The sequence below is a fragment of the Kocuria sp. WRN011 genome, assembly GCF_002295155.1.
GTDB classification, from domain to species: Bacteria; Actinomycetota; Actinomycetes; order Actinomycetales; family Micrococcaceae; genus Kocuria; species Kocuria carniphila.
In genome coordinates this window covers 286,206-304,805 of the sequence record NZ_NSGI01000001.1, presented here as the reverse complement: position 1 = coordinate 304,805, position 18,600 = coordinate 286,206, and the positions used below count along the sequence as shown (strand labels likewise).

Below are 18,600 nucleotides of genomic sequence, written 5' to 3'. Positions count from 1 at the left end.
ACCCGTGGTGATCAGTTGCTGATAGCTGAGGAGTCAGTCCACTTCGTCGGCCGCCTTCTCCGCGTCCTTCTCGGCACGCAGTTCTTCGGAGGCTTTTTCTTCTTCGGCCTTTTCCTCGAGCACTACCTCGGTGAGGAGCTTGGTCATTTCCTTGGCCACGCTGCCGGCGGACTGCGGGTTCTGGCCCGTGACCAGGTGGTCGTCCACCTGCACGTTGTCTTCCCAGTTATCGGCGACCTTGACCGTGGCACCCTGCTCTTCGAGCTTGTCCTGGAGCAGGTAGGGAACCACCTTGGTCTTGCCCACTTCTTCTTCCTCCGCGTTGGTGAACGCTGCTACCTTGCGGCCGGACAGCAGACCGATACCGTTGGCGAGCTCCACGTCCACCAGGCCGGAAGGACCGTGGCAGACCGCGCCGACCACACCGCCGCTGTCGTACACGGTCGCGATCAGCTTCTGCAGATTCTTGTTGCCGGTGAAGTCCCACATGGTTCCGTGGCCGCCCACCAGGAACACGGCGTGGTACTGCGAGGGATCCACCACGGCGATCTTGGGGGTGTTGTAGAGGGATGCTTTAACGGTCTCGTCGGTGGTGAACTCCACCTGAATGGGGTCTTCCTCATCCAGCCCGTCCTGTGGCGGCTGGCCACCCTCGATGGACGCGAAGTCCACGAAGTATCCGGCGTCGCGGAACACCTTCCAGGGGTGTGCCGCCTCACCCACGAAGTAGCCCGTGGCCTCTCCGGTGTCGCCCAAGGTGTCATGGCTGGTCAGTACCAACAGAACCTTCTTCATGGTTCCAATATCCATGTATGCTCCTTTCGCCCGGCGCACATGCTGCGCGCTCGTGAACGAGTTCACCCTAGGCAGGGTGGCCAGTGTGCTTCCAGCGCCGTTCGCTGACGGCACCTTGCCGCAGCAACTGTTGACACATCACATACATCCGCTGTTAGCATGAAACCGACAATTCACGCGGGTCCTGTAGATCGCCCGTGCTTTCCCACCGAAAGGGCATTGACGTGCGCATTTCCAACGCCATCCTCCGCGCCGTACCCGGCGCATTCCTGCTGCAGTCCGGTTACGGCAAGCTGAGCCTGGACAAAGAGTCCGCAGAGGGCCTCAAGCAGTTCGCCGCGACCGGCGTGCCCCAGTTCGCGGACTGGGATTCCGAGACCTTCGGCAAGTTCATCGCAGGTTCGGAACTGGCCATCGGCGCCATGCTCGTGACCCCGTTCGTCTCCAAGCGCCTGGCAGGCGCCGGTCTGCTGGCATTCTCCGCAGGCCTGCTCACCATGTACTTCCGCAACCCGGAGATGACCCAGGACGACGGCATCCGCCCCTCCGAGTCCGGCATGACCCTGTCCAAGGACGCCTTCATGGCCGCCATTGGTGCAGCCCTGGTGGTCCAGAAGTAGGCTCCTTTCCTATTCGGAACGTACGACGACGCCGCAGCGAGACGCTGCGGCGTCGTCGCCGTTTAAAGCCCCAGACCGTAACGCTCCCGTCTTAAGCGGACTCGCCGTCAGATGAGCGGTAAGTCACAGGTGACTCGCTGGTACCTTAACTGACAATTCGTTGACCCCCTCGAGGAAAGCCGCGACCCCCATGGACACGCTGCAATCAGTAATGGATGCCATCCGAGATGTGATCTGGGGGCCTTGGCTTCTGATCCCCCTGCTCCTGGGAGTGGGCGTCTTCCTGACCATCCGACTGCGCGGCATTCAATTCGTGCTGTTCGGCAAGGCCATGAGCCTGGGCTTCGGACGACGCTCCAAGCAGAACGGCGAAAAGGGCGAGATCTCCTCGTTCGCGGCCATGTCCACCGCACTGGCCGCAACCGTGGGCACCGGCAACATTGTGGGCGTCGCAGCCGCGATCTTCATCGGCGGTCCGGGTGCGTTGTTCTGGATGTGGATCACTGCCCTGTTCGGCATGGCTTCCAAGTACGCGGAGTGCTTCCTGGGTGTCCGATTCCGCACGCGCGACTCGGCCGGTCAGCTCACCGGTGGACCGCAGGTTTACCTGGTGCGCGGTATTCCCAATAAGTTCGGGCGCTTTTTGTCCCTCATGTTCGCAGTGTGCTGCGTGGTGGCGACCTTCGGTATCGGCAACATGACCCAGGGCAACGCCATTGCAAGCAACTTGGAACATACGTTCTCTGTTCCTCCCGTTCTTACTGCTGTAGTGCTCGCCATTGCTACCGGTCTGGCGCTGTTGGGCGGCATTCGCTCGATCGCCAAGGTCACCACGTTGATGGTGCCGCTGATGATCGTGCTGTACATCGTCTCCGGTCTGTACATCATCGGCGTCAATTTCCAGGGCATCCCCGAAGCCTTCCGTTTGATTTTCACCGGAGCGTTCACCCCTATGGGAGCCACCGGTGGCTTCGTGGGCTCCACGATCATGATGGCCATCCAGATGGGCGCAGCCCGATCGCTGTTCTCCAACGAATCCGGCATGGGTACCGCCTCGATTGCGGCATCCGTGGCGCAAACCAACCACCCGGTGCGCCAGGGCCTGGTCTCCATGACCCAGACCTTTGTGGACACCCTGGTGGTCATCTCGATCACCGGTTTCGTCATCCTCACCACAGGCGTGTGGGACCAGGGAGATCCGGGCACAATGACTTCCATCGCCTTCTCCACCGGCCTGCCCGGTGAATGGGGCGGCATTGTGGTGACGATTTGCTTGGTGCTCTTGGGGTACTCCACCGTGCTCGGCTGGGCCTATTACGGCGAGCGCAACATGGAACGTCTGGCGGGTTACAAGGCTGCGGCCATCTACCGCGTGCTCTTCTCGATCGCCGCCGGACTGGGCGCCCTGGCTCCCCTGACCCTGGTCTGGTCCTTCTCGGACATCATGAACGGGCTCATGGCCATCCCCAACCTGATCGGACTGGTGATCCTGTCCGGCCTGGTGGTGCGCGAAACCCGGCTCTACCTCAAGCACGATCCTCACTTCACCGCGACCACCGAAGAGATCGACCGGTTCATGGGTGAGCACCCAGGCGCCTTGGACGCGCAGATCGACCACACCGTGGACCTGACCTCGGAGCAGCCCGCGCTGTCCGAAACCGGTTCCATGTCGATCGTCCAGGCGAACGACTCTGCACACACCCCCAAGCGCCCGGATGCTGCCTCGCCCACGAAGTAGTGATCCCACGTAACGGCCCGGGAAAATGCCAAGCCCGGTGACAGTGGCGGGTGCCCGGGGATGACCCCGGGCACCCGCCACTGTCGTCTCCGCGTCTGCAGCGGTTCTGGGATCTAGGCCCCGCGGCCCACCGAAAGACGCTGGGTCATGGTGTGGGACGCACCGGCGTCCAATCGCACGGCGTTGTCGAGAACGTTGGCGGTCTCGACGCACACCATGGACTGCCACTCGTCATCGGCGAAGTCGTCCATGGCCTTGGACTTCTCGGTCCACGGATTCCACACCACGGTGTTGGCCGAGCCTTCCTTGGCCACGGTAATCGTGCGGGCCATCGCGGGGTCTTTGACCTGGACGGTGTCCTCGGAGTAGTAAACGCGGTCGGTCTCGTCCGTGATGGTGATGGGTCCCGACTGTGACTGTTCCTGCTGGGAAACTTTGTCGAAGTAGCGGGCGCCCTCCAGCCCCTCGATGGCAATCCGCTGGGAGTCGCCCACCGACAAGTAAGTGTGCAGGGCTTCTTCGAACTCGAACGCGGTGGAGCCGGTGTTCGTCACGGTCAGCGACATGGTCAGCTTGGCGCCGAAATCCACGGTGTAGACGGCGCGGAACTTGTGCGGGAACGCGCCGCGCAGCTGCCGGTCGATGTCCTCGTGGGTGAGGATGAAGCGCGCGGTGGCAGCAGCGGCGTCGTCGTAGTTGCGAATCCTGTCCGCGAGCTTCCACTCAGCGATGCGCGCGAAACCGTGGGCGGGCTTCATGTCGCCGGAGCGGCCGGGGCCGAACCACGGGAAGCAGATGGGCACACCACCGCGGATTGCATCTCCCACGCTGTCCTTGGCCTGGGACGAGACCCACAACACCGGATCGAAACCGGTGGGCGCCCAGGACATCACGTGCGCGCCATAGGTGCGCACCGTCCCGGAACCGGACGGGCAGAAAAGGGTCAGGGGCGCGGGAAGTCGAGTCATGCCTCCAGCTTAGGCACTGGTCAGCACTGGGCGGCTCAGCGGAACCGACACATTACCGCTCGAGTTCGGCGTGATCGACCGGCTTCTCCATCTCGGCCTTGAACCACTGGAAGGCCTGCTTGTGGGTTGCCGTGCGGCGCACGAAGGCCCAAGCGATACCCAGTCCGCCCAACCAGATGGGCAGGGACACCAGGCCGGCCGCGGTTTCCGGCTCGGTGGTGAGCGTCCAGACCACGAACGCGAAGAAGGCGAGCACCGCGGCGCACATGAACAGCCCGCCGGGCATCTTGTATTCGGAGGCGGCATGGCGCTGCGGGTGCTTACGGCGATAGCAAATGTAGGACACCAGGATCATGGACCACACGAACATGAACAGCTGGGCGGCCACGGTGGTGATCAGGGTGAAGGCCTCGATGATCGAGTCACCCGCGTAGAGCACGGGGATGGTCAGCAACAGCACGAGCGCCGTGAACCCGAGCGCGCGGGCGGGTACTCCCGCCTTGCTCAGGCGACGGAAGAAACGGGGCGCGCTGCCCTCCGCGGAGAGGCCGAACATCATGCGGGATGTGGAGAACACCCCGGCGTTGGCGGAGGACATTGCGGACGTCAGCACCACGAAGTTCACCACGGACGCGGCACCGGCCAGCCCTACCAAGGAAAACATGGACACGAACGGAGACTGCCCGGGATCCACCGAGCTCCACGGGGTGACCATGAGAATGGCCAGCAACGCTCCGACGTAGAAGATCAGGATGCGCACCGGCACGGAGTTGATGGCCCGGGGCAGGGTCTTGCGGGGGTTGCGCGCTTCGGCCGCGGTGGTTCCCACGAGTTCCAGGCCCACGAACGCGAACACTGCGATCTGGAATCCCGCGACCACACCCATGGCGCCGTTGGGGAACCAGCCGCCGTCGTTCCAGAGGTTGGACACCTGAGCCACCTGACCGTCCGGGGACGTGAAACGCGTGGCCACCATGATCACGCCCACCACGATCAAGGACACGATGGCCACAATCTTGATCAGCGCGAACCAGAACTCCATCTCACCGAAGTTCTTCACGCTGGCCACATTCAGGATGAAAATCACGGCCACTACCGCCAGAGTAGGCAGCCACAACGGGACCTCGGCCCACCAGAACTGGACGTACGCGGTGATCGCCACGAGTTCGGCCACCGCGGTGACCACCCAGCAGAACCAATACGACCAACCGACGAAGAACCCGGCCCACGGCCCCACGAGGTCTGCGGCGAAATCCGCGAACGTCTTGTAGTGCAGGTTGGAGAGCAACAGCTCCCCCATGGCCCGCATGACGAAGAACAAGAAGAACCCGATGATCATGTACACGAACACCACGGAGGGTCCCGCAAGGGAAATCGTGCGCCCCGATCCCATGAACAGGCCGGTGCCAATGGCGCCGCCGATCGCGATCAGCTGGATGTGTCGGTTGCTGAGACCTCGGCTGAGACCGGGTCGGTCATGCGAAGTTTCTGCCACGTGCTCGTGAGTCATAACGTCAGAGAGTACTCCTCACCACGGCCTGGCCAGTACCGACGTGGAACCGGCGCCGGGGTTGACCGCATGTCGGCACGGCTAAGGCCCCCGGATTCGAATTCCGGGGGCCTTAGCCGTCGTCTGACATGCTCAGCCGACTCGATCAATTCGTCGTGCGGACTGTCGCTGCATGATCAGCGGTTGGTGTGCTCGTACGTGTCAATACCGCCGTCGTGGTCCTTCATGAACGTGTCCACGTCGCCCTTGGTGGCCCGCAGCTTGGGATCGTTGCGCAAGTAGTGCCTGGTCTCGCGAGCGATCAGCCCCGACAGGATCAGCAGACCCAACAGGTTGGGCAGCGCCATCAGACCGTTCATGACGTCCGAGAAGGACCACACGAGAGCCAACGGAACCGTGGCGCCGATGAACACGACCACCGAGAAGAACACGCGGTAGGGCATCACGGCGCGGCGGCCGAAGAGTCGTTCCATGCATCGTTCGCCGTAGTAGGCCCAGCCCAGGATGGTCGAGTATGCGAAGAGCACCAGGCCCACGGTCACGATCAGGTGACCCCACACGCCGGGCAGACCGTGAGTGAATGCCTCACCGGTCATGGTGGCCGCGCTATCGCTGCCCTGATCCCACACACCCGTGGTCACGATGACCAGGCCCGTGCAGGTCACCACGATGATCGTGTCGATGAAGGTCTGGGTCATGGACACCAGGCCCTGACGCACCGGGTGGGTGGTCTGCGCAGCCGCAGCAGCGATGGCCGCCGAGCCCATGCCGGACTCATTGGAGAAGATGCCTCGGGCGACGCCCATCTGGACGGCCAGGATGATCGCGGAACCGGCGAAGCCACCCACGGCGGAGGTTCCGGTGAAGGCGTCACCGAAGATCAGCCCGAAGGCTGCGGGAACGGCGTCCACATTCACGATCAGGATGTACAGGGCGCCCAACACGTAAAAGATGATCATGATGGGAACCAGACCGGCGGTGACCTTACCGATCGACTTGATGCCGCCCACCAGGACCAACAGGGTCAGAGCGGCCAGCACCAGGCCGGTGATCCACACGGGCACACCGAACGAGGACTCCACGTTCGCGGAGATCGAGTTGCCCTGGGTCATGTTGCCAATGCCGAAGGAGGCGAGCACTGCGGCGATCGCGAAGAACAACGAGAGGAACGTGCCGAAGCCGTTAGGAATGCCTCGCTTCAAGTAGTACTGCGGTCCGCCCGAGATCTCACCGGCGGCATCGCGGGTACGGAACCGCACACCCAGGAACGCCTCAGAGTATTTGGAGGCCATGCCGACAACACCGGTGACCCACATCCAGAACAGTGCGCCGGGACCACCGATGGCGATAGCCGTGGCAACACCCACGATGTTGCCCGTACCCACGGTGGCCGCGAGAGCGGTGGTCAAGGCCTGGAACTGGGAAACGTCGCCTCCGAGGGCGTCCTTGTCCTTGCGCTCGAACAGCGCGAGCCGCAGCGCGGGGATCAATTTGAACAGTTGAATACCACCCAGACGGATGGTCAGATAAACACCGGTTCCCAAGAGCAGGGGGATGAGGAACCACGGTCCCCAAATGAAAGCGCCTGCAGTATCCAGGGCATTAGTGAGTGAATCAATCATAGAGAGGCCTCTGATCGTGAGGTGGGATCTGTGATACGTCACCGATTGTGAGCTGTATCTCGTTGGGTGGAATTGAACCACATTCAGGGCCAATCACCAGGTACCGGGTGTTTCCCGGGTGGTTGTGTCGACTTCGCAGCTTGCTTAGCCTGCGCTTCAGGACGCCGACGACGCCGCTCGCGCGAGCGGCGTCGTCGTCTTTCGTGAATCTGGAGGTGCGTTACTTTCGGGCGGCGAGAACCGCACCCAGTGCGACGAGTGCGCATGCGGCCATCGTGATCACCATGGGAACCGCGGAGTGGTCCCCGGCAAGACCGGACAGCGGCGAGACGATGCCGCCCAAGATGAATTGGGACATGCCGACCACCGCGGAGCCGGTGCCGGAGAGGCCGTGAGCGTGTGCGCGTTGCTGAGCCAGGGCCACCGCGTTGCCGAAGATGAAACCGATGCAGGACTGCATGAGGAACAGCAGGATCAGCGTGGGGATACCCACGACGCCCAGCAGCACCAGGATCATGTTGAGGCACGCGGTCACGCTCATGCCGGTCACGCCCATGAGAAGGAGCGAGCGCGGCTCATGGTTCTTGACCAGTTTGGTGTTGAGGGTGGCGGTGACGATCGCACCGGCGGCGTTGACGGCGAAAATCACCGAGTACGCGAGCGCGCTGTAGCCCATGACGTTCTGGATCACGAAGGAGGACGCCGAGACGTACGCGAACAGCGAGCCGAACCCGAAGGCGAAGACCATGGCGTAGAGCGTGAATCGACGGTCCTTCACGACCGTGACCGCGTTGCGCACAATGCGGCCCAAACCGCCCTGCGAGCGCCGTGCCTTGGGGAGCGTTTCGGGGATCACGAACACCGAGCAGGCGAGCATCAACAGGCCGAAGCCGGTCAGCAACCAGAACACTGCCTGCCATTGGGCCACCGTGGCGATCACGCCGCCCAGTAATGGGGCGACCACGGGCGCGAGTGACGTAATCAGCGCCAGGACGGAGTAGAGCTGCGCGGCCGTGCGTCCCGAAGTCATGTCCGAGACCATGGCGCGCGCGATCACCACCCCGGCCGCACCGGCGATGCCCTGGATGCCGCGGAGAATCAGGACCATTTCAATGGTGGTCGCGAAGACGATGCCCAGCGATGCCACCACGAACAACGCGTTGCCGGCGACCATGAGCTTGTGCCGACCCAGCACGTCGGACAGCGGGCCCAGTAAGAACTGACCCAGCGCAATGCCGATCATGTAGGTGGTCAGGGTGAGCTGAACGAGCGACGCGGTCGATTCGAAGTACTGACCCATATCCGGCATGGACGCGAGGTACACGTCCGTGGCCATGGGGCTGACCGCCGAGAGGATACCCAGCGCACCGATCAACACCACACGATCCACCCGCGGGTTCAGCGCCAAACGACTCCGGAACGGGTGGGACTCGGCGGAACTCTGACTCATAGGTGTCCTGCTCCTTCGGGTGGTGCGCCGCTCTGCGTGGTTCCCGGCTTGATCCTGGGCTCTCGAGGCTGTTGCGGGCCACTCAATGCTAGGGCCTCGCTGCCTGCTGGTGGGTCAATATGTCGCTCGGGGACCTAGGATGTTCAACGATGAACTCCAGCAATGATTCCTCCCAGACTCCCGATCCGCAGGCCGCCTCTTCTGCTCCTTCCGCTTCTTCTGGCACTTCCGGTGCCGACGACGCCGCTTCGGTTTCCGCGGACGCGGCGGCTGTCGAATCCGCCCCCCGCGCTGGCGCCGATGCGGCCGCCGGTAGCGAGGCAGCGCCGTCGAAGGCCCCGGGCGAACGACCGGTCTTCCACAAGCAGCCGTACTCGTTCGTGCGCCGTGGGGATCGCCTCTCCCCCAAGCGTCAAAAAGCCTGGGATGAATACGCATCCCAGTGGGTGCTGGACATCCCCCGCGTCATGACGGATACCTCTGTGGACCCGTCTTTCCGGTTGGACCACGAGGCGCTGTTCGGTCGCAAGGCACCGTTGGTGGTGGAGATCGGTTCCGGCTTGGGTGAGGCGATCGTGAATCACGCACTCGCGCACCCCGAGCTGGACCACTTGGCTGTCGAGGTTTACAAGCCGGGCATCGCAGATCTGCTGATGAAGGCATCCCAGGCGGGTGTGACCAACGTTCGCGTGGCACAGGCGAACGCCCCCGAGGTACTCGAGCACATGCTGGAACCCGGTTCCGTCCATGAGTTGTGGGTGTTCTTCCCGGATCCGTGGCACAAGACTCGCCACCACAAGCGCCGCTTGGTGTCCCCGCGCTTCGCCGGACTCGCCGCCCGTGTGCTAGAGCAGGGTGGGCTGTGGCGTCTGGCTACCGACTGGGAGGAGTATGCGGTGGTCATGCGCGAGGTCCTCGACGGCGCCTCCTCCGACTTCGAGAATGTAAACCCCGGCCCCGCCGCGACCGACGAAAACCCCGAGCAGGGCTGGGCTCCCCGCTGGGACGGCCGCATCCTCACGAGCTTCGAGCGCAAGGCCACCGAGGCCGGGCGGATCCCGAGGGACCTGACGTACCGCCGTCGGTGATCATCGATGTTGCGGATGACGGTTCCTACGTAGCGTGGGCTGCTACTCCGCGCGTGATCCATCGAGGGGGAACATCTCAGGGCTCGAAAGAACCGCCTCCAACACCTCAGGTGCCGTTAGAACCTTTTTGCGGATGCAGAAGGGTTCTAACGAGCCCTCACGTGCACCCGAGGGTCCTCACTGCGCATGAGCTGTCAGCCATCTTCGCCTGACCATCAACGAGCATCAGCTATTTCCATGGTTATGCATGTAATTACTGTTACCCCTAGTCGCTGGCGCGTAACAATGGTGTTTATATGCTGTTTTTCGCTATTTATTGCCTCGACCCATTGATCCCCGTGGGCTCTGTTGCCCACACTCCCTAGATAAGACATGAGTGGGCGCTCATGCAGGTCAGGGGACACACATGGGGAACAGGGGTGGCGGCCAGCCGAGCCAACCGGGCAGACGAAGGCCAAGCAGCCGTGCCGCAAAGGCTGCCAAAATATTCTACGGGGCCTTCTCATTCTTCGCGTCAGCACTTACTGTCCTGGGATTCTTCGGCGTAACCAGTAAAAACATACCCTTCGACTCAATCCCGACACTAAGCCTCCTGGCCGCTTTCTCATTTCTAGGCGCTGCTTTAATTTTATTCGTTAGGATATCCAAAAGCTCAATGCACTCTAAACTGAATTGGAAAATTCGGTTAGTCTCTGCGGCCGCCCTGACGATTGTCGGAATCACCGCCCTTGCCATATCCCTTATTCAGCCGAACGTCACAGGCGAGGGACACACGAATGGCCGGACGCTCATGGAGAGCATTGATCCAACACCGGAGAAATACCAAGTACAACGTGATGGCACTACCGCCACCGTCAGCGGAGTGGAAATGCAGGCTAAGTCCTGCCCACAGGAGACCTCTACCTTCACCATCAGGTCTCTGGAACAGGGCGACCGGGTGAGTTTCTCCCTCAAAGGGTTCTCCGGCGATAACAATTCCGGATCATATGCCGTTACTGCCCAGGGTGCCGGGATATCAGAGAATTACCGAATATCCCGCGGTGCAATCCAGCGTATTCAAGCGACCGCTCAGGAAAACGGGGACTTGGACATCACCATTTCGGCGCAGCATCGACCAGAACTGGGCTCTTCTTGCGATTCAACCAACGAAGTCTTGGCGATCGAAGACGCCGTCCTCAACTAACTCATTCACCCCCTCACCCCTAGGAGTTACAGATGCGTTCACGATCGACAGCCGGCATTGGTCTGGCTCTGTCTTGTCTTCTCGCGCTTACCGCCTGCAACGGCGGTGACTCATCCGAGACTTCCACAGACGAACCTGCCTCGGCCGAGACCACTACCGAAGCTGCACCCGCAAATGAGATCCCGAACCTCGTTGGCAAAGATCAATCCAGCGCAGAGGAGCAGCTGACAGAGCTGGGCGTTCGATTCGACTCCCAGATTGAGTCCTCATCCCAAGACGCCGGAACTGTCATAGCCCAGGACCCCGAAGAGGGCACCCCCGTCGAGGGTGACGGTCCGCGAGTGACACTCACCGTAGCCGGGGATCCCCCAGCCGTTCCAAATGTCATGGGTTCATCTGTTGATGACGCTCGCCGCGACTTGGAAACCCTCGGCTTCACGGTCGAGGAAACTGATGTCTTCGCCCCCGATTCACCGAACGGCGAGGTCGTGGGTCAGGACCCGGACGCCGGTGATAGCAACGCTGCCACAGTGACATTGGAGGTGGCGCGCCCACCCCAGACCATGCCCTTCAAGGATACGAAACCCATTACTTCCGGCGGTTCCTCCGGACCTCAGGTAGATAGTGCTGAGACCGTAAACGAGAAGTACGCCGAGGCATGGTTGCTTGAGTCCTACAGCGGATCCTCTTCCGAATTCGGTGTCAATCTTGCCGGTGATTACAGCGAGGTAGAAGGCAAACTCGGTATCAACACCGAGGACAGTGACACCGCGTGCAAGGCAACGGTCTCATTCACGAACGAACAGGGCCGTCCACTTGGAGATGGCACCTACAACGTCACCTTCTCGGAACCAGAAGAGGTTAAGTTCTCCGTGGCGGACGTGGTTCGACTCAATATCGATGCCCGGCTGACCAGCGAACAAGGCGATTGCGGTCTGGTGTTCGGCGACTTTCAGGCGACTGGGTTGAAGGAAAGTTCTTCGGACTCGACGAATTCCTCGTCATCGGCCGACCCTTCGGAGAGCGCTTCCGAAGAACCGAGCGAATCCGCCTCCCCGGAGAGCACGTCCTCCCCCAGCAGTCAGTAGTTCAGCCACAGTGGCACATCTGAAGTGCCGGTAGCGCCCTACCCACCATCTGTGGGGTCGTTGGAACCCTTTTGCGAACGTAGAAAGGTTCTAACGGCCCCTCACGCGTGGTTCACGGTTCTAGCGCCACCTCAGATGCGCGCCGGACACATACCGCACCACCGTTACCTAAATGTGGGGAAAAGTGGTTCGCCACCCTAACCTGGAAAGGTTGCTGACCGACTACCCCCGCAGGAGTCCCCGTGTCTTCCAGTAGTAAGCGTCCGCCCAACCCGGCTGATGCGGAGGCCGACCCCACGCCGCCGCGCGTGGATGTTCGCAGGCCCGCGAGTCGCATGGACGCCACGCGGTCGTTCCTGAGCGAGATCAGCTACCCCCACAACATTCACCCGGCGCTGGTGCCCGGTGTGTCCGTGGATGACCAGAAGGTCCGCTACGGGATCGACCGGTTGGTGGTCGGAGTGGCCGGCGCGTTGATCATCGGCTTCATCATTTGGGGCGTGGTTGCCACCGAGTCACTTACTGAGGCGTCCACCGCGGCGTTGAACTGGACCATGGTGAACATGGGCTGGGTCTTCAACGTGCTGGCCATCGGCCTGCTGTTCTACCTGCTCTACGTGGCACTGTCGAAGTACGGTCGCATCCCGCTGGGTTTGGACAATGACAAGCCCGAGTACTCCACCGCTTCCTGGGCGGCCATGCTCTTTGCCGCGGGTATCGGTATCGGCATCATCTTCTTCGGCCCGTTCGAGCCGATGACCTACTTCCTGTCCCCGCGCCCAGGATCCGCTGATCCGGCGACCGTGGACGCCATGACCAAGGCCGCCGCCCAGGCAGCGCTTCACTGGGGTCTCAACGCGTGGGCCATATATGGCCTGGTGGGCGTGGCCGTGGCCTACGCGTCCTACCGCCGCGGTCGTGTGCCGCTGATGAGTTCCGTGTTCGCTCCCTTCTTCCGCAACGGCAACACGGACAACACCGCGGGCAAGATCATCGACATGCTCGCCATCGTGGCCACGCTCTTCGGCACCGCCGCGTCCCTGGGTATCGGCGCGCTGCAGATCGGCCGTGGCGTGGAGATCTTCGCGGGACTGGGCCCCACGGGCAACAGTGCAGCACTCATCATCATTGCCGTGCTGACCGCCGGTTTCATCGCTTCCGCGGTCTCCGGCGTGGCCAAGGGCATCCGTTGGCTGTCCAACATCAACATGGTGCTCGCTGTGGGCCTTGCCCTGTTCTTCTTCATCGTGGGCCCCACCGCATTTCTGCTGAACTTCATCCCGTCCGTGGTGGTCACCTATTTCGGTGAACTGCCCAACATGCTCTCCGCCTCCATGGCCGACGGCGAGGAGATGCAGACGTTCCTCTCCTCCTGGACCACGTTCTACTGGGCCTGGTGGGTTTCTTGGGCACCGTTCGTGGGCGTGTTCGTGGCCAAGATTTCCCGCGGCCGCACCATCCGTCAGTTCATCCTGGGCGTGCTGTTGATCCCCTCTTCCATCGTGGTGCTCGCGTTCACCGTGCTGGGCGGCACCGCGATCCGCCAGCAGATGGAATCCAACGCGATCGCCCCGGACGGCACCGCGGCCACTCTTCCCGCACCCGAGGAAATCTTCTTCGTGGTCCTGGACGGCCTACCCGGCGCCGGAATCATGGCGGGCATCGTGGTGGTCATGCTTGCGATCTTCTTCATCACCACGGCGGACTCCGCTTCGGTGGTGGCTTCGCAGATGTCCCAGCGGGGTAACCCCGAGCCCAAGAAGACCGTCACGGTGTTCTGGGGCCTGTGCATGGCGGGCATCGCCGTGGTCATGCTGCTCGTGGGCGGTCAGAACGCGCTCACCGGTCTGCAGAACATGATCACCGTGACCGCGCTGCCGTTCACCGTGATCATGTTCGGCATGGTCGTGGCCTTCCACAAGGACCTGCGTCGCGATCCGATGATCATTCGCGAGAAGTACTCCCGCTGGGCCATCGACAAGTCCGTCCGCCATGGCATCGACGAGTACGGCGACGACTTCACCCTGGCCGTCGAGCGCGCTTCCGGTGACAAGAGCAAGTGGGCTGCGGGTGCGGACTTCGATTCCACCGCCCCCGAGGTCACCGACTGGTATCAGCGCACGGATGAGGACGGCAACCCCATCCCGTACGACTACGAGACCGGCGAGTACACCGAGCCGAACGAGGTCGTCGATTCCGAGGACCGCTCCGGAAAGTAGCCGCGACAGCGAAACGCGCCGGCCTCCCCTCTGGGAGACCGGCGCGTTTTTCATGTGGCGTCTCGACGACGCCGCTCGCTCACTACTTCTTGCTGCGCGGCTTGGCCGGGCGGTACAGCATGAGTGACTGGGAGACCTTACGGGGCGTGCGGTGGCCTCCGTGGGTCAGCCTGACCACGTCCCCTGAAGGGTCCGCGGCGAAGACCCGTGATTTCTCGCGTTCTCTTTCCAGTTCTTCCGAAAGCTCAGTGATGCGTGACTGCAGCGCACTGACCTGGTTTTCGAGCTGGATAATCCGTTTGATGCCCTCCAGGGACACCCCCTGCTGGGACAATCCCTGGATCTGGCGCAGCTTCTCCACATCCATCTGGGAGTAGCGCCGCGCCCGACCCGATGCTCGCGAAGGATTCACCAAACCCAGTCGGTCGTACTGCCGCAGGGTCTGGGGGTGCATGTCCGCGAGCTCGGCGGCTACCGAGATCACGAACACGGGTTGCGTGAAATCAAGGGCCATGTCACTCAGCCGCCTTCTCGCCCAGGCCGGCACGGGGATCGAAATCCTCGGTGGCCTTGGCGAACGCTTCCACAGCCTCCTTCGCCTGATCGTCCAGGGTCTTGGGAAGCTCGATGTCGACCGTGACGATCATGTTCCCGGTCTTGGAGCCGGAGGTGAACCCCTTGCCCTTGACCCGGAAGCGACGCCCGGAGGACGTACCCGCGGGAATCTTCACGTTCACGTGATTGCCATCAAGGGTGGGCACCTCGATGGTGGCACCCAGAGCGGCTTCGCTCACGGTCACCGGTACGGTGACGGCCACGTTCTGTCCGTCGCGGCTGAAGAACGGATGATCCTTGATCTTGACGGTCACGAACAGGTCGCCGTTGCCGCCCGGGCCTGAATGACCCTTACCCGCAACCTTGAGGCGCTGTTCGTCCTTGACGCCCTTGGGCACGCGCACCGTGGTGGTCTGACCGTTGCCACGGCGCAGCTTCACGGTGGTGCCGTTGTAGGCAGAACGCAACGGGATGGTCGTGGTGGTGTGGATGTCCTCGCCCTTGGCGGGCGGGCCCTGATAGCCACCGTAACCACCGGGGGCGCCGTAGGCCGGTCCGCCCGATGTGGTGAACCGGGTGCCACCGTCCTGGCCGCCGAACTGCGCGAACAGATCCTCGAATCCGCCCCCGCCGGAGAACCCCCCGCCGGACGTGGAGTAGCTCGTGCGACGGCCACCGCGGCCGCCACCGCCGAACATTCCGCCAAAGATGTCTTCGAAGCTCGCGTCACCGGCCGCGCCTCCGCCACCCGGGGAACCGGCAAATCGAGCACCGGAGCCCATGGCTCGGATCGCGTCGTACTCTTCGCGTTCGTCCTTGTCGGACAGCACCGAATTAGCCTCGGTGATGTCCTTGAATTTTTTCTCCGCAGCAGCATCCCCTGGGTTCTGGTCCGGGTGATACTTGCGGGCCAGCTTTCGATAGGCCTTCTTGATATCGGCCTGGGATGCGTCCTTGGAGACGCCCAGGACACTGTAGAAATCCTTATCGATCCAGTCCTGACTGGCCATGACGCCTCCTTTCAACTAAGAATATGTGTTTTGTGCGAGTCAGGGCGGGTCTTGTCATGAAGACCCGCCCTGACCTTGTGGCGCTTTACGGCTGTGCCGCCACGGCTACCTGAGCCGCGCGGACCACCCGGTTACCGATCTTGAAACCCGATCGCAGCACCATGGACACGTGGTCCGGTTCCACCTCTTCGGTGGGCTGCTGCAACACGGCTTCGTGAATGTTGGGGTCGAATGCCTCGCCAACCTCTCCGAGCCGTTCCAGACCCTGACGGGTCAGCGTCTCGTCCAGCTTGTTGGCGATCGCGGCAAACGGTCCGTCCGTGAGGTCGCCGGCCTTGCGAGCGGCTTCGATGTCGTCAAGAACCGGCAGCAACGCGGTGATCATGTCCGCGGAGACGAAGTCCCGCAGCTGATCCCGTTCCCGCGTGGTGCGGTTCTTGAAGTTCACGAACTCCGCCTGCAAGCGGCGCAGATCCTCAAGACGTTCGTCCGCGAGCTTCTGCGCGGCGCTGTCGCCGCCCGGGGCGGCGTCGTCGGTGGTCGACGACGCCGCATCGGCAGCTTCTACGCCCTCGGACTGCGGGGTGCCCAGAATGTCATCCACGGTCAACCCCGGTTCGCCCTGAGACTGCTGCTCACCGGACTGGGCGTGAGCGGAGTGCTCCGGGTCCCCCTCCGGCACGGACTGGCCGTGGCCCTTGGTGTTCTCGGAATCGCTCATGCTCACTTCTTTCCGTTGTTGTCTTCTTCATCGTCGACCACTTCAGCGTCAACGATGTCGTCGTCTTCCCTGGGAGCCTCGTCCGCACCGGTGGCACCGGCGTCAGCTGCGCCGTCTGCCTGGGACTGCGCGTACAGGGCCTCGCCGATCTTGGTCTGCGAGGACTGCAGCTTGTCGAACGCGGTCTTGACGGCGTCGTCGTCAGTGCCCTCGAGTGCGGTCTTGACGGCGTCGACATCGGCCTGGACCTCGGACTTGACGTCCTCGGGCAGTGCGCCTTCGTCGTCGTTGAGCAGCTTCTCCACGGAGTAGGCCGTCTGCTCGGCGTTGTTGCGCAGGTCAGCGGCTTCGCGGCGCTTCTTGTCCGACTCAGCGTTGGCTTCAGCATCCTTGACCATGCGGTCGATGTCTTCCTTGGAGAGGGAAGTACCACCGGTGATGGTCATGGACTGTTCCTTGTTGGTGCCCTTGTCCTTGGCGAACACGTGCACAATGCCGTTGGCGTCGATGTCGAAGGTGACCTCGATCTGCGGCATGCCGCGCGGAGCCGGTGCGATACCGGTCAGCTCGAAGGTGCCCAGGTTCTTGTTGTCCCGGGTGAACTCGCGCTCACCCTGGAAGACCTGAATGGACACGGACGGCTGGTTGTCCTCCGCGGTCGTGAAGGTCTCGGAACGTTTGGTGGGGATGGCCGTGTTGCGCTCGATGAGCTTGGTCATCACGCCACCCTTGGTTTCGATACCCAGGGACAGCGGGGTCACGTCGATCAGCAAGACGTCCTTGCGGTCACCCTTGAGCACGCCAGCCTGGATCGCAGCACCAACGGCCACGACCTCATCCGGGTTCACGCCCTTGTTGGGAGCCTTACCGGCCATCTCGGTGACCTTCTCGACCACGGCGGGCATACGGGTGGAACCACCCACGAGCACCACGTGATCGATGTCGGAAACCTTGATGCCTGCTTCTGCGATGACGTCCTTGAAGGGCTTCTCGGTGCGTGCCAACAGGTCGGAGGTCAGTTCCTGGAACTTGGCGCGAGTGAGCTTCTCGTCCAAGTGCACCGGACCCTCGGGGGTCACGGACAGGTACTGCAGGGAAATGTTGGTCGAGGTAGCCGAGGACAGTTCCTTCTTGGCCTGCTCAGCGGATTCCTTCAGGCGCTGCAGGGCAATCTTGTCCTTGGACAGGTCCGCACCGGTCTTGGACTTGACCTGCTGGAGCAGCCAATCCACGATGCGCTGGTCCCAGTCGTCACCGCCCAGACGGTTGTCACCGGCGGTGGCGCGCACCTGAATGGTGGAGAAGTCGTCGTCATCCTTGCCGACTTCTAGCAGCGAGACGTCGAACGTACCGCCACCGAGGTCGAAGACCAGGATGAGCTCGTCTTCCTTGCCCTTCTCCAGACCGTAAGCCAGGGCCGCGGCGGTGGGCTCGTTGATGATGCGGAGCACATTCATGCCCGCGACCTCGCCCGCCTCCTTAGTGGCCTGACGCTCGGCGTCGTTGAAGTACGCGGGAACGGTGATCACGGCGTCCGTGACCGCATCACCCAGGTACGCCTCGGCGTCGTTCTTGAGCTTCATGAGGATACGAGCCGAGATTTCCTGCGGCGTGTACTTCTTACCGTCGATGTCCTGGGTCTTCCAGTCGGTACCCATGTGACGCTTCACGGACGCGATGGTGCGGTCAACGTTGGTCACGGCCTGACGCTTGGCGACGTCACCCACCAGGGTTTCGCCGTCCTTGGAGTACGCCACGACCGAAGGCGTAGTGCGGTTGCCTTCCGCGTTGGCGATAACTACCGGTTCGCCACCTTCGAGGGCGGCGACAACGGAGTTGGTAGTGCCGAGGTCAATACCTACTGCACGAGACATAGTTGCGAGTCCTTTCATTCGACTGCTTGTTCTGCTTGTTCCCGACACCGCTGCTCACGCGAACGGTCGAGAAAAGTCCAAACTTGAGTTGTTATGACTCAAGTCTGCCACGTGAGCGCTAGAAGTCAAGTAAAGTTGAGTCATATCCACTCAATGTGA

General features: G+C 62.3%; 15 protein-coding genes and 1 pseudogene. 7 read left to right on the top strand and 9 right to left on the bottom strand.

Translation table 11 applies throughout. The features are described 5' to 3' along the window. Nucleotides 1–33 precede the first annotated feature (33 nt). Entirely contained in the window at nucleotides 34–810 is a 777-nt protein-coding gene (locus CKW39_RS01415) for a type 1 glutamine amidotransferase domain-containing protein (RefSeq protein ID WP_095796396.1), read from the bottom strand. 209 nt (nucleotides 811–1,019) lie between these two features. On the opposite strand from CKW39_RS01415, the gene CKW39_RS01410 reads away from it, so the two are divergent. Together CKW39_RS01410 and CKW39_RS01405 are read left to right on the top strand one after the other, a co-directional pair. Continuing rightward, a complete protein-coding gene (locus CKW39_RS01410; RefSeq protein WP_095796639.1) occupies nucleotides 1,020–1,415 on the top strand; it encodes a hypothetical protein in 396 nt (131 codons plus the stop codon). 190 nt (nucleotides 1,416–1,605) lie between these two features. Beyond that, entirely contained in the window at nucleotides 1,606–3,153 is a 1,548-nt protein-coding gene (locus CKW39_RS01405; RefSeq protein ID WP_095796395.1) for a sodium:alanine symporter family protein, read from the top strand. A gap of 113 nt (nucleotides 3,154–3,266) precedes the next feature. Here the strand turns inward: CKW39_RS01405 and CKW39_RS01400 are convergent, their stop codons facing one another. The 4 genes from CKW39_RS01400 to CKW39_RS01385 form a co-directional block, all read right to left on the bottom strand. After that, the gene (locus CKW39_RS01400) at nucleotides 3,267–4,121 is read right to left on the bottom strand and encodes a D-hexose-6-phosphate mutarotase (protein WP_095796394.1); all 855 of its coding nucleotides are present in this window, start codon (nucleotides 4,119–4,121) and stop codon (nucleotides 3,267–3,269) included. A gap of 52 nt (nucleotides 4,122–4,173) precedes the next feature. Further along, nucleotides 4,174–5,631, bottom strand: coding sequence for an amino acid permease (locus CKW39_RS01395; protein WP_095796393.1), 1,458 nt, complete (start codon nucleotides 5,629–5,631; stop codon nucleotides 4,174–4,176). A gap of 176 nt (nucleotides 5,632–5,807) precedes the next feature. After that, nucleotides 5,808–7,253, bottom strand: a complete 1,446-nt coding sequence (locus CKW39_RS01390) for a sodium:alanine symporter family protein (protein ID WP_095796392.1) — start codon at nucleotides 7,251–7,253, stop codon at nucleotides 5,808–5,810. A 220-nt stretch (nucleotides 7,254–7,473) separates the two neighbouring features. Then, nucleotides 7,474–8,703 carry a multidrug effflux MFS transporter gene (locus CKW39_RS01385; RefSeq protein WP_095796391.1) on the bottom strand — a complete coding sequence of 410 codons (1,230 nt, stop codon included), beginning with the start codon at nucleotides 8,701–8,703 and terminating at the stop codon, nucleotides 7,474–7,476. 149 nt (nucleotides 8,704–8,852) lie between these two features. On the opposite strand from CKW39_RS01385, the gene trmB reads away from it, so the two are divergent. From trmB to CKW39_RS01365, 5 genes and pseudogenes are all read left to right on the top strand, one after another. Then, nucleotides 8,853–9,791 carry a tRNA (guanosine(46)-N7)-methyltransferase TrmB gene (trmB, locus tag CKW39_RS01380; RefSeq protein WP_254049221.1) on the top strand — a complete coding sequence of 313 codons (939 nt, stop codon included), beginning with the start codon at nucleotides 8,853–8,855 and terminating at the stop codon, nucleotides 9,789–9,791. Nucleotides 9,792–10,446: 655 nt separating this feature from the next. Beyond that, entirely contained in the window at nucleotides 10,447–10,974 is a 528-nt protein-coding gene (locus CKW39_RS01375; RefSeq protein ID WP_095796390.1) for a hypothetical protein, read from the top strand. A 32-nt stretch (nucleotides 10,975–11,006) separates the two neighbouring features. Further along, a pseudogene (locus tag CKW39_RS15895) lies at nucleotides 11,007–11,321 on the top strand (PASTA domain-containing protein); the annotation flags it as partial. 39 nt (nucleotides 11,322–11,360) lie between these two features. Then, nucleotides 11,361–12,062 carry a PASTA domain-containing protein gene (locus CKW39_RS01370; RefSeq protein WP_254049220.1) on the top strand — a complete coding sequence of 234 codons (702 nt, stop codon included), beginning with the start codon at nucleotides 11,361–11,363 and terminating at the stop codon, nucleotides 12,060–12,062. Between the two features lie 335 nt (nucleotides 12,063–12,397). Continuing rightward, nucleotides 12,398–14,281: a BCCT family transporter gene (locus CKW39_RS01365; RefSeq protein ID WP_095796388.1), complete on the top strand. Its 1,884-nt coding sequence runs from the start codon at nucleotides 12,398–12,400 to the stop codon at nucleotides 14,279–14,281. 82 nt (nucleotides 14,282–14,363) lie between these two features. Here the strand turns inward: CKW39_RS01365 and CKW39_RS01360 are convergent, their stop codons facing one another. The 4 genes from CKW39_RS01360 to dnaK form a co-directional block, all read right to left on the bottom strand. Beyond that, nucleotides 14,364–14,795 carry a heat shock protein transcriptional repressor HspR gene (locus CKW39_RS01360; RefSeq protein ID WP_095796387.1) on the bottom strand — a complete coding sequence of 144 codons (432 nt, stop codon included), beginning with the start codon at nucleotides 14,793–14,795 and terminating at the stop codon, nucleotides 14,364–14,366. Between the two features lies 1 nt (nucleotide 14,796). After that, nucleotides 14,797–15,846: a DnaJ C-terminal domain-containing protein gene (locus CKW39_RS01355; RefSeq protein WP_095796386.1), complete on the bottom strand. Its 1,050-nt coding sequence runs from the start codon at nucleotides 15,844–15,846 to the stop codon at nucleotides 14,797–14,799. A gap of 85 nt (nucleotides 15,847–15,931) precedes the next feature. Then, on the bottom strand, nucleotides 15,932–16,573 hold the full coding sequence (locus CKW39_RS01350) for a nucleotide exchange factor GrpE (RefSeq protein ID WP_095796385.1): 642 nt from the start codon (nucleotides 16,571–16,573) through the stop codon (nucleotides 15,932–15,934). Then, nucleotides 16,570–18,441, bottom strand: a complete 1,872-nt coding sequence (gene dnaK / locus CKW39_RS01345; RefSeq protein WP_095796384.1) for a molecular chaperone DnaK — start codon at nucleotides 18,439–18,441, stop codon at nucleotides 16,570–16,572. Before dnaK ends, CKW39_RS01350 begins: the two co-directional genes overlap by 4 nt. Between the last annotated feature and the right edge of the window lie 159 nt (nucleotides 18,442–18,600).

Bases quoted from the DNA above. Each gene is read 5' to 3' on its own strand.
- CKW39_RS01415 (WP_095796396.1), bottom strand. From the start codon at position 810: ATGGATATTGGAACCATGAAGAAGGTTCTGTTGGTACTGACCAGCCAT.
- CKW39_RS01405 (WP_095796395.1), top strand. From the start codon at position 1,606: ATGGACACGCTGCAATCAGTAATGGATGCCATCCGAGATGTGATCTGG.
- CKW39_RS01400 (WP_095796394.1), bottom strand. From the start codon at position 4,121: ATGACTCGACTTCCCGCGCCCCTGACCCTTTTCTGCCCGTCCGGTTCC.
- CKW39_RS01395 (WP_095796393.1), bottom strand. From the start codon at position 5,631: ATGACTCACGAGCACGTGGCAGAAACTTCGCATGACCGACCCGGTCTC.
- CKW39_RS01390 (WP_095796392.1), bottom strand. From the start codon at position 7,253: ATGATTGATTCACTCACTAATGCCCTGGATACTGCAGGCGCTTTCATT.
- CKW39_RS01385 (WP_095796391.1), bottom strand. From the start codon at position 8,703: ATGAGTCAGAGTTCCGCCGAGTCCCACCCGTTCCGGAGTCGTTTGGCG.
- trmB (WP_254049221.1), top strand. From the start codon at position 8,853: ATGAACTCCAGCAATGATTCCTCCCAGACTCCCGATCCGCAGGCCGCC.
- CKW39_RS01375 (WP_095796390.1), top strand. From the start codon at position 10,447: ATGCACTCTAAACTGAATTGGAAAATTCGGTTAGTCTCTGCGGCCGCC.
- CKW39_RS01370 (WP_254049220.1), top strand. From the start codon at position 11,361: ATGGGTTCATCTGTTGATGACGCTCGCCGCGACTTGGAAACCCTCGGC.
- CKW39_RS01365 (WP_095796388.1), top strand. From the start codon at position 12,398: ATGGACGCCACGCGGTCGTTCCTGAGCGAGATCAGCTACCCCCACAAC.
- CKW39_RS01360 (WP_095796387.1), bottom strand. From the start codon at position 14,795: ATGGCCCTTGATTTCACGCAACCCGTGTTCGTGATCTCGGTAGCCGCC.
- CKW39_RS01355 (WP_095796386.1), bottom strand. From the start codon at position 15,846: ATGGCCAGTCAGGACTGGATCGATAAGGATTTCTACAGTGTCCTGGGC.
- dnaK (WP_095796384.1), bottom strand. From the start codon at position 18,441: ATGTCTCGTGCAGTAGGTATTGACCTCGGCACTACCAACTCCGTTGTC.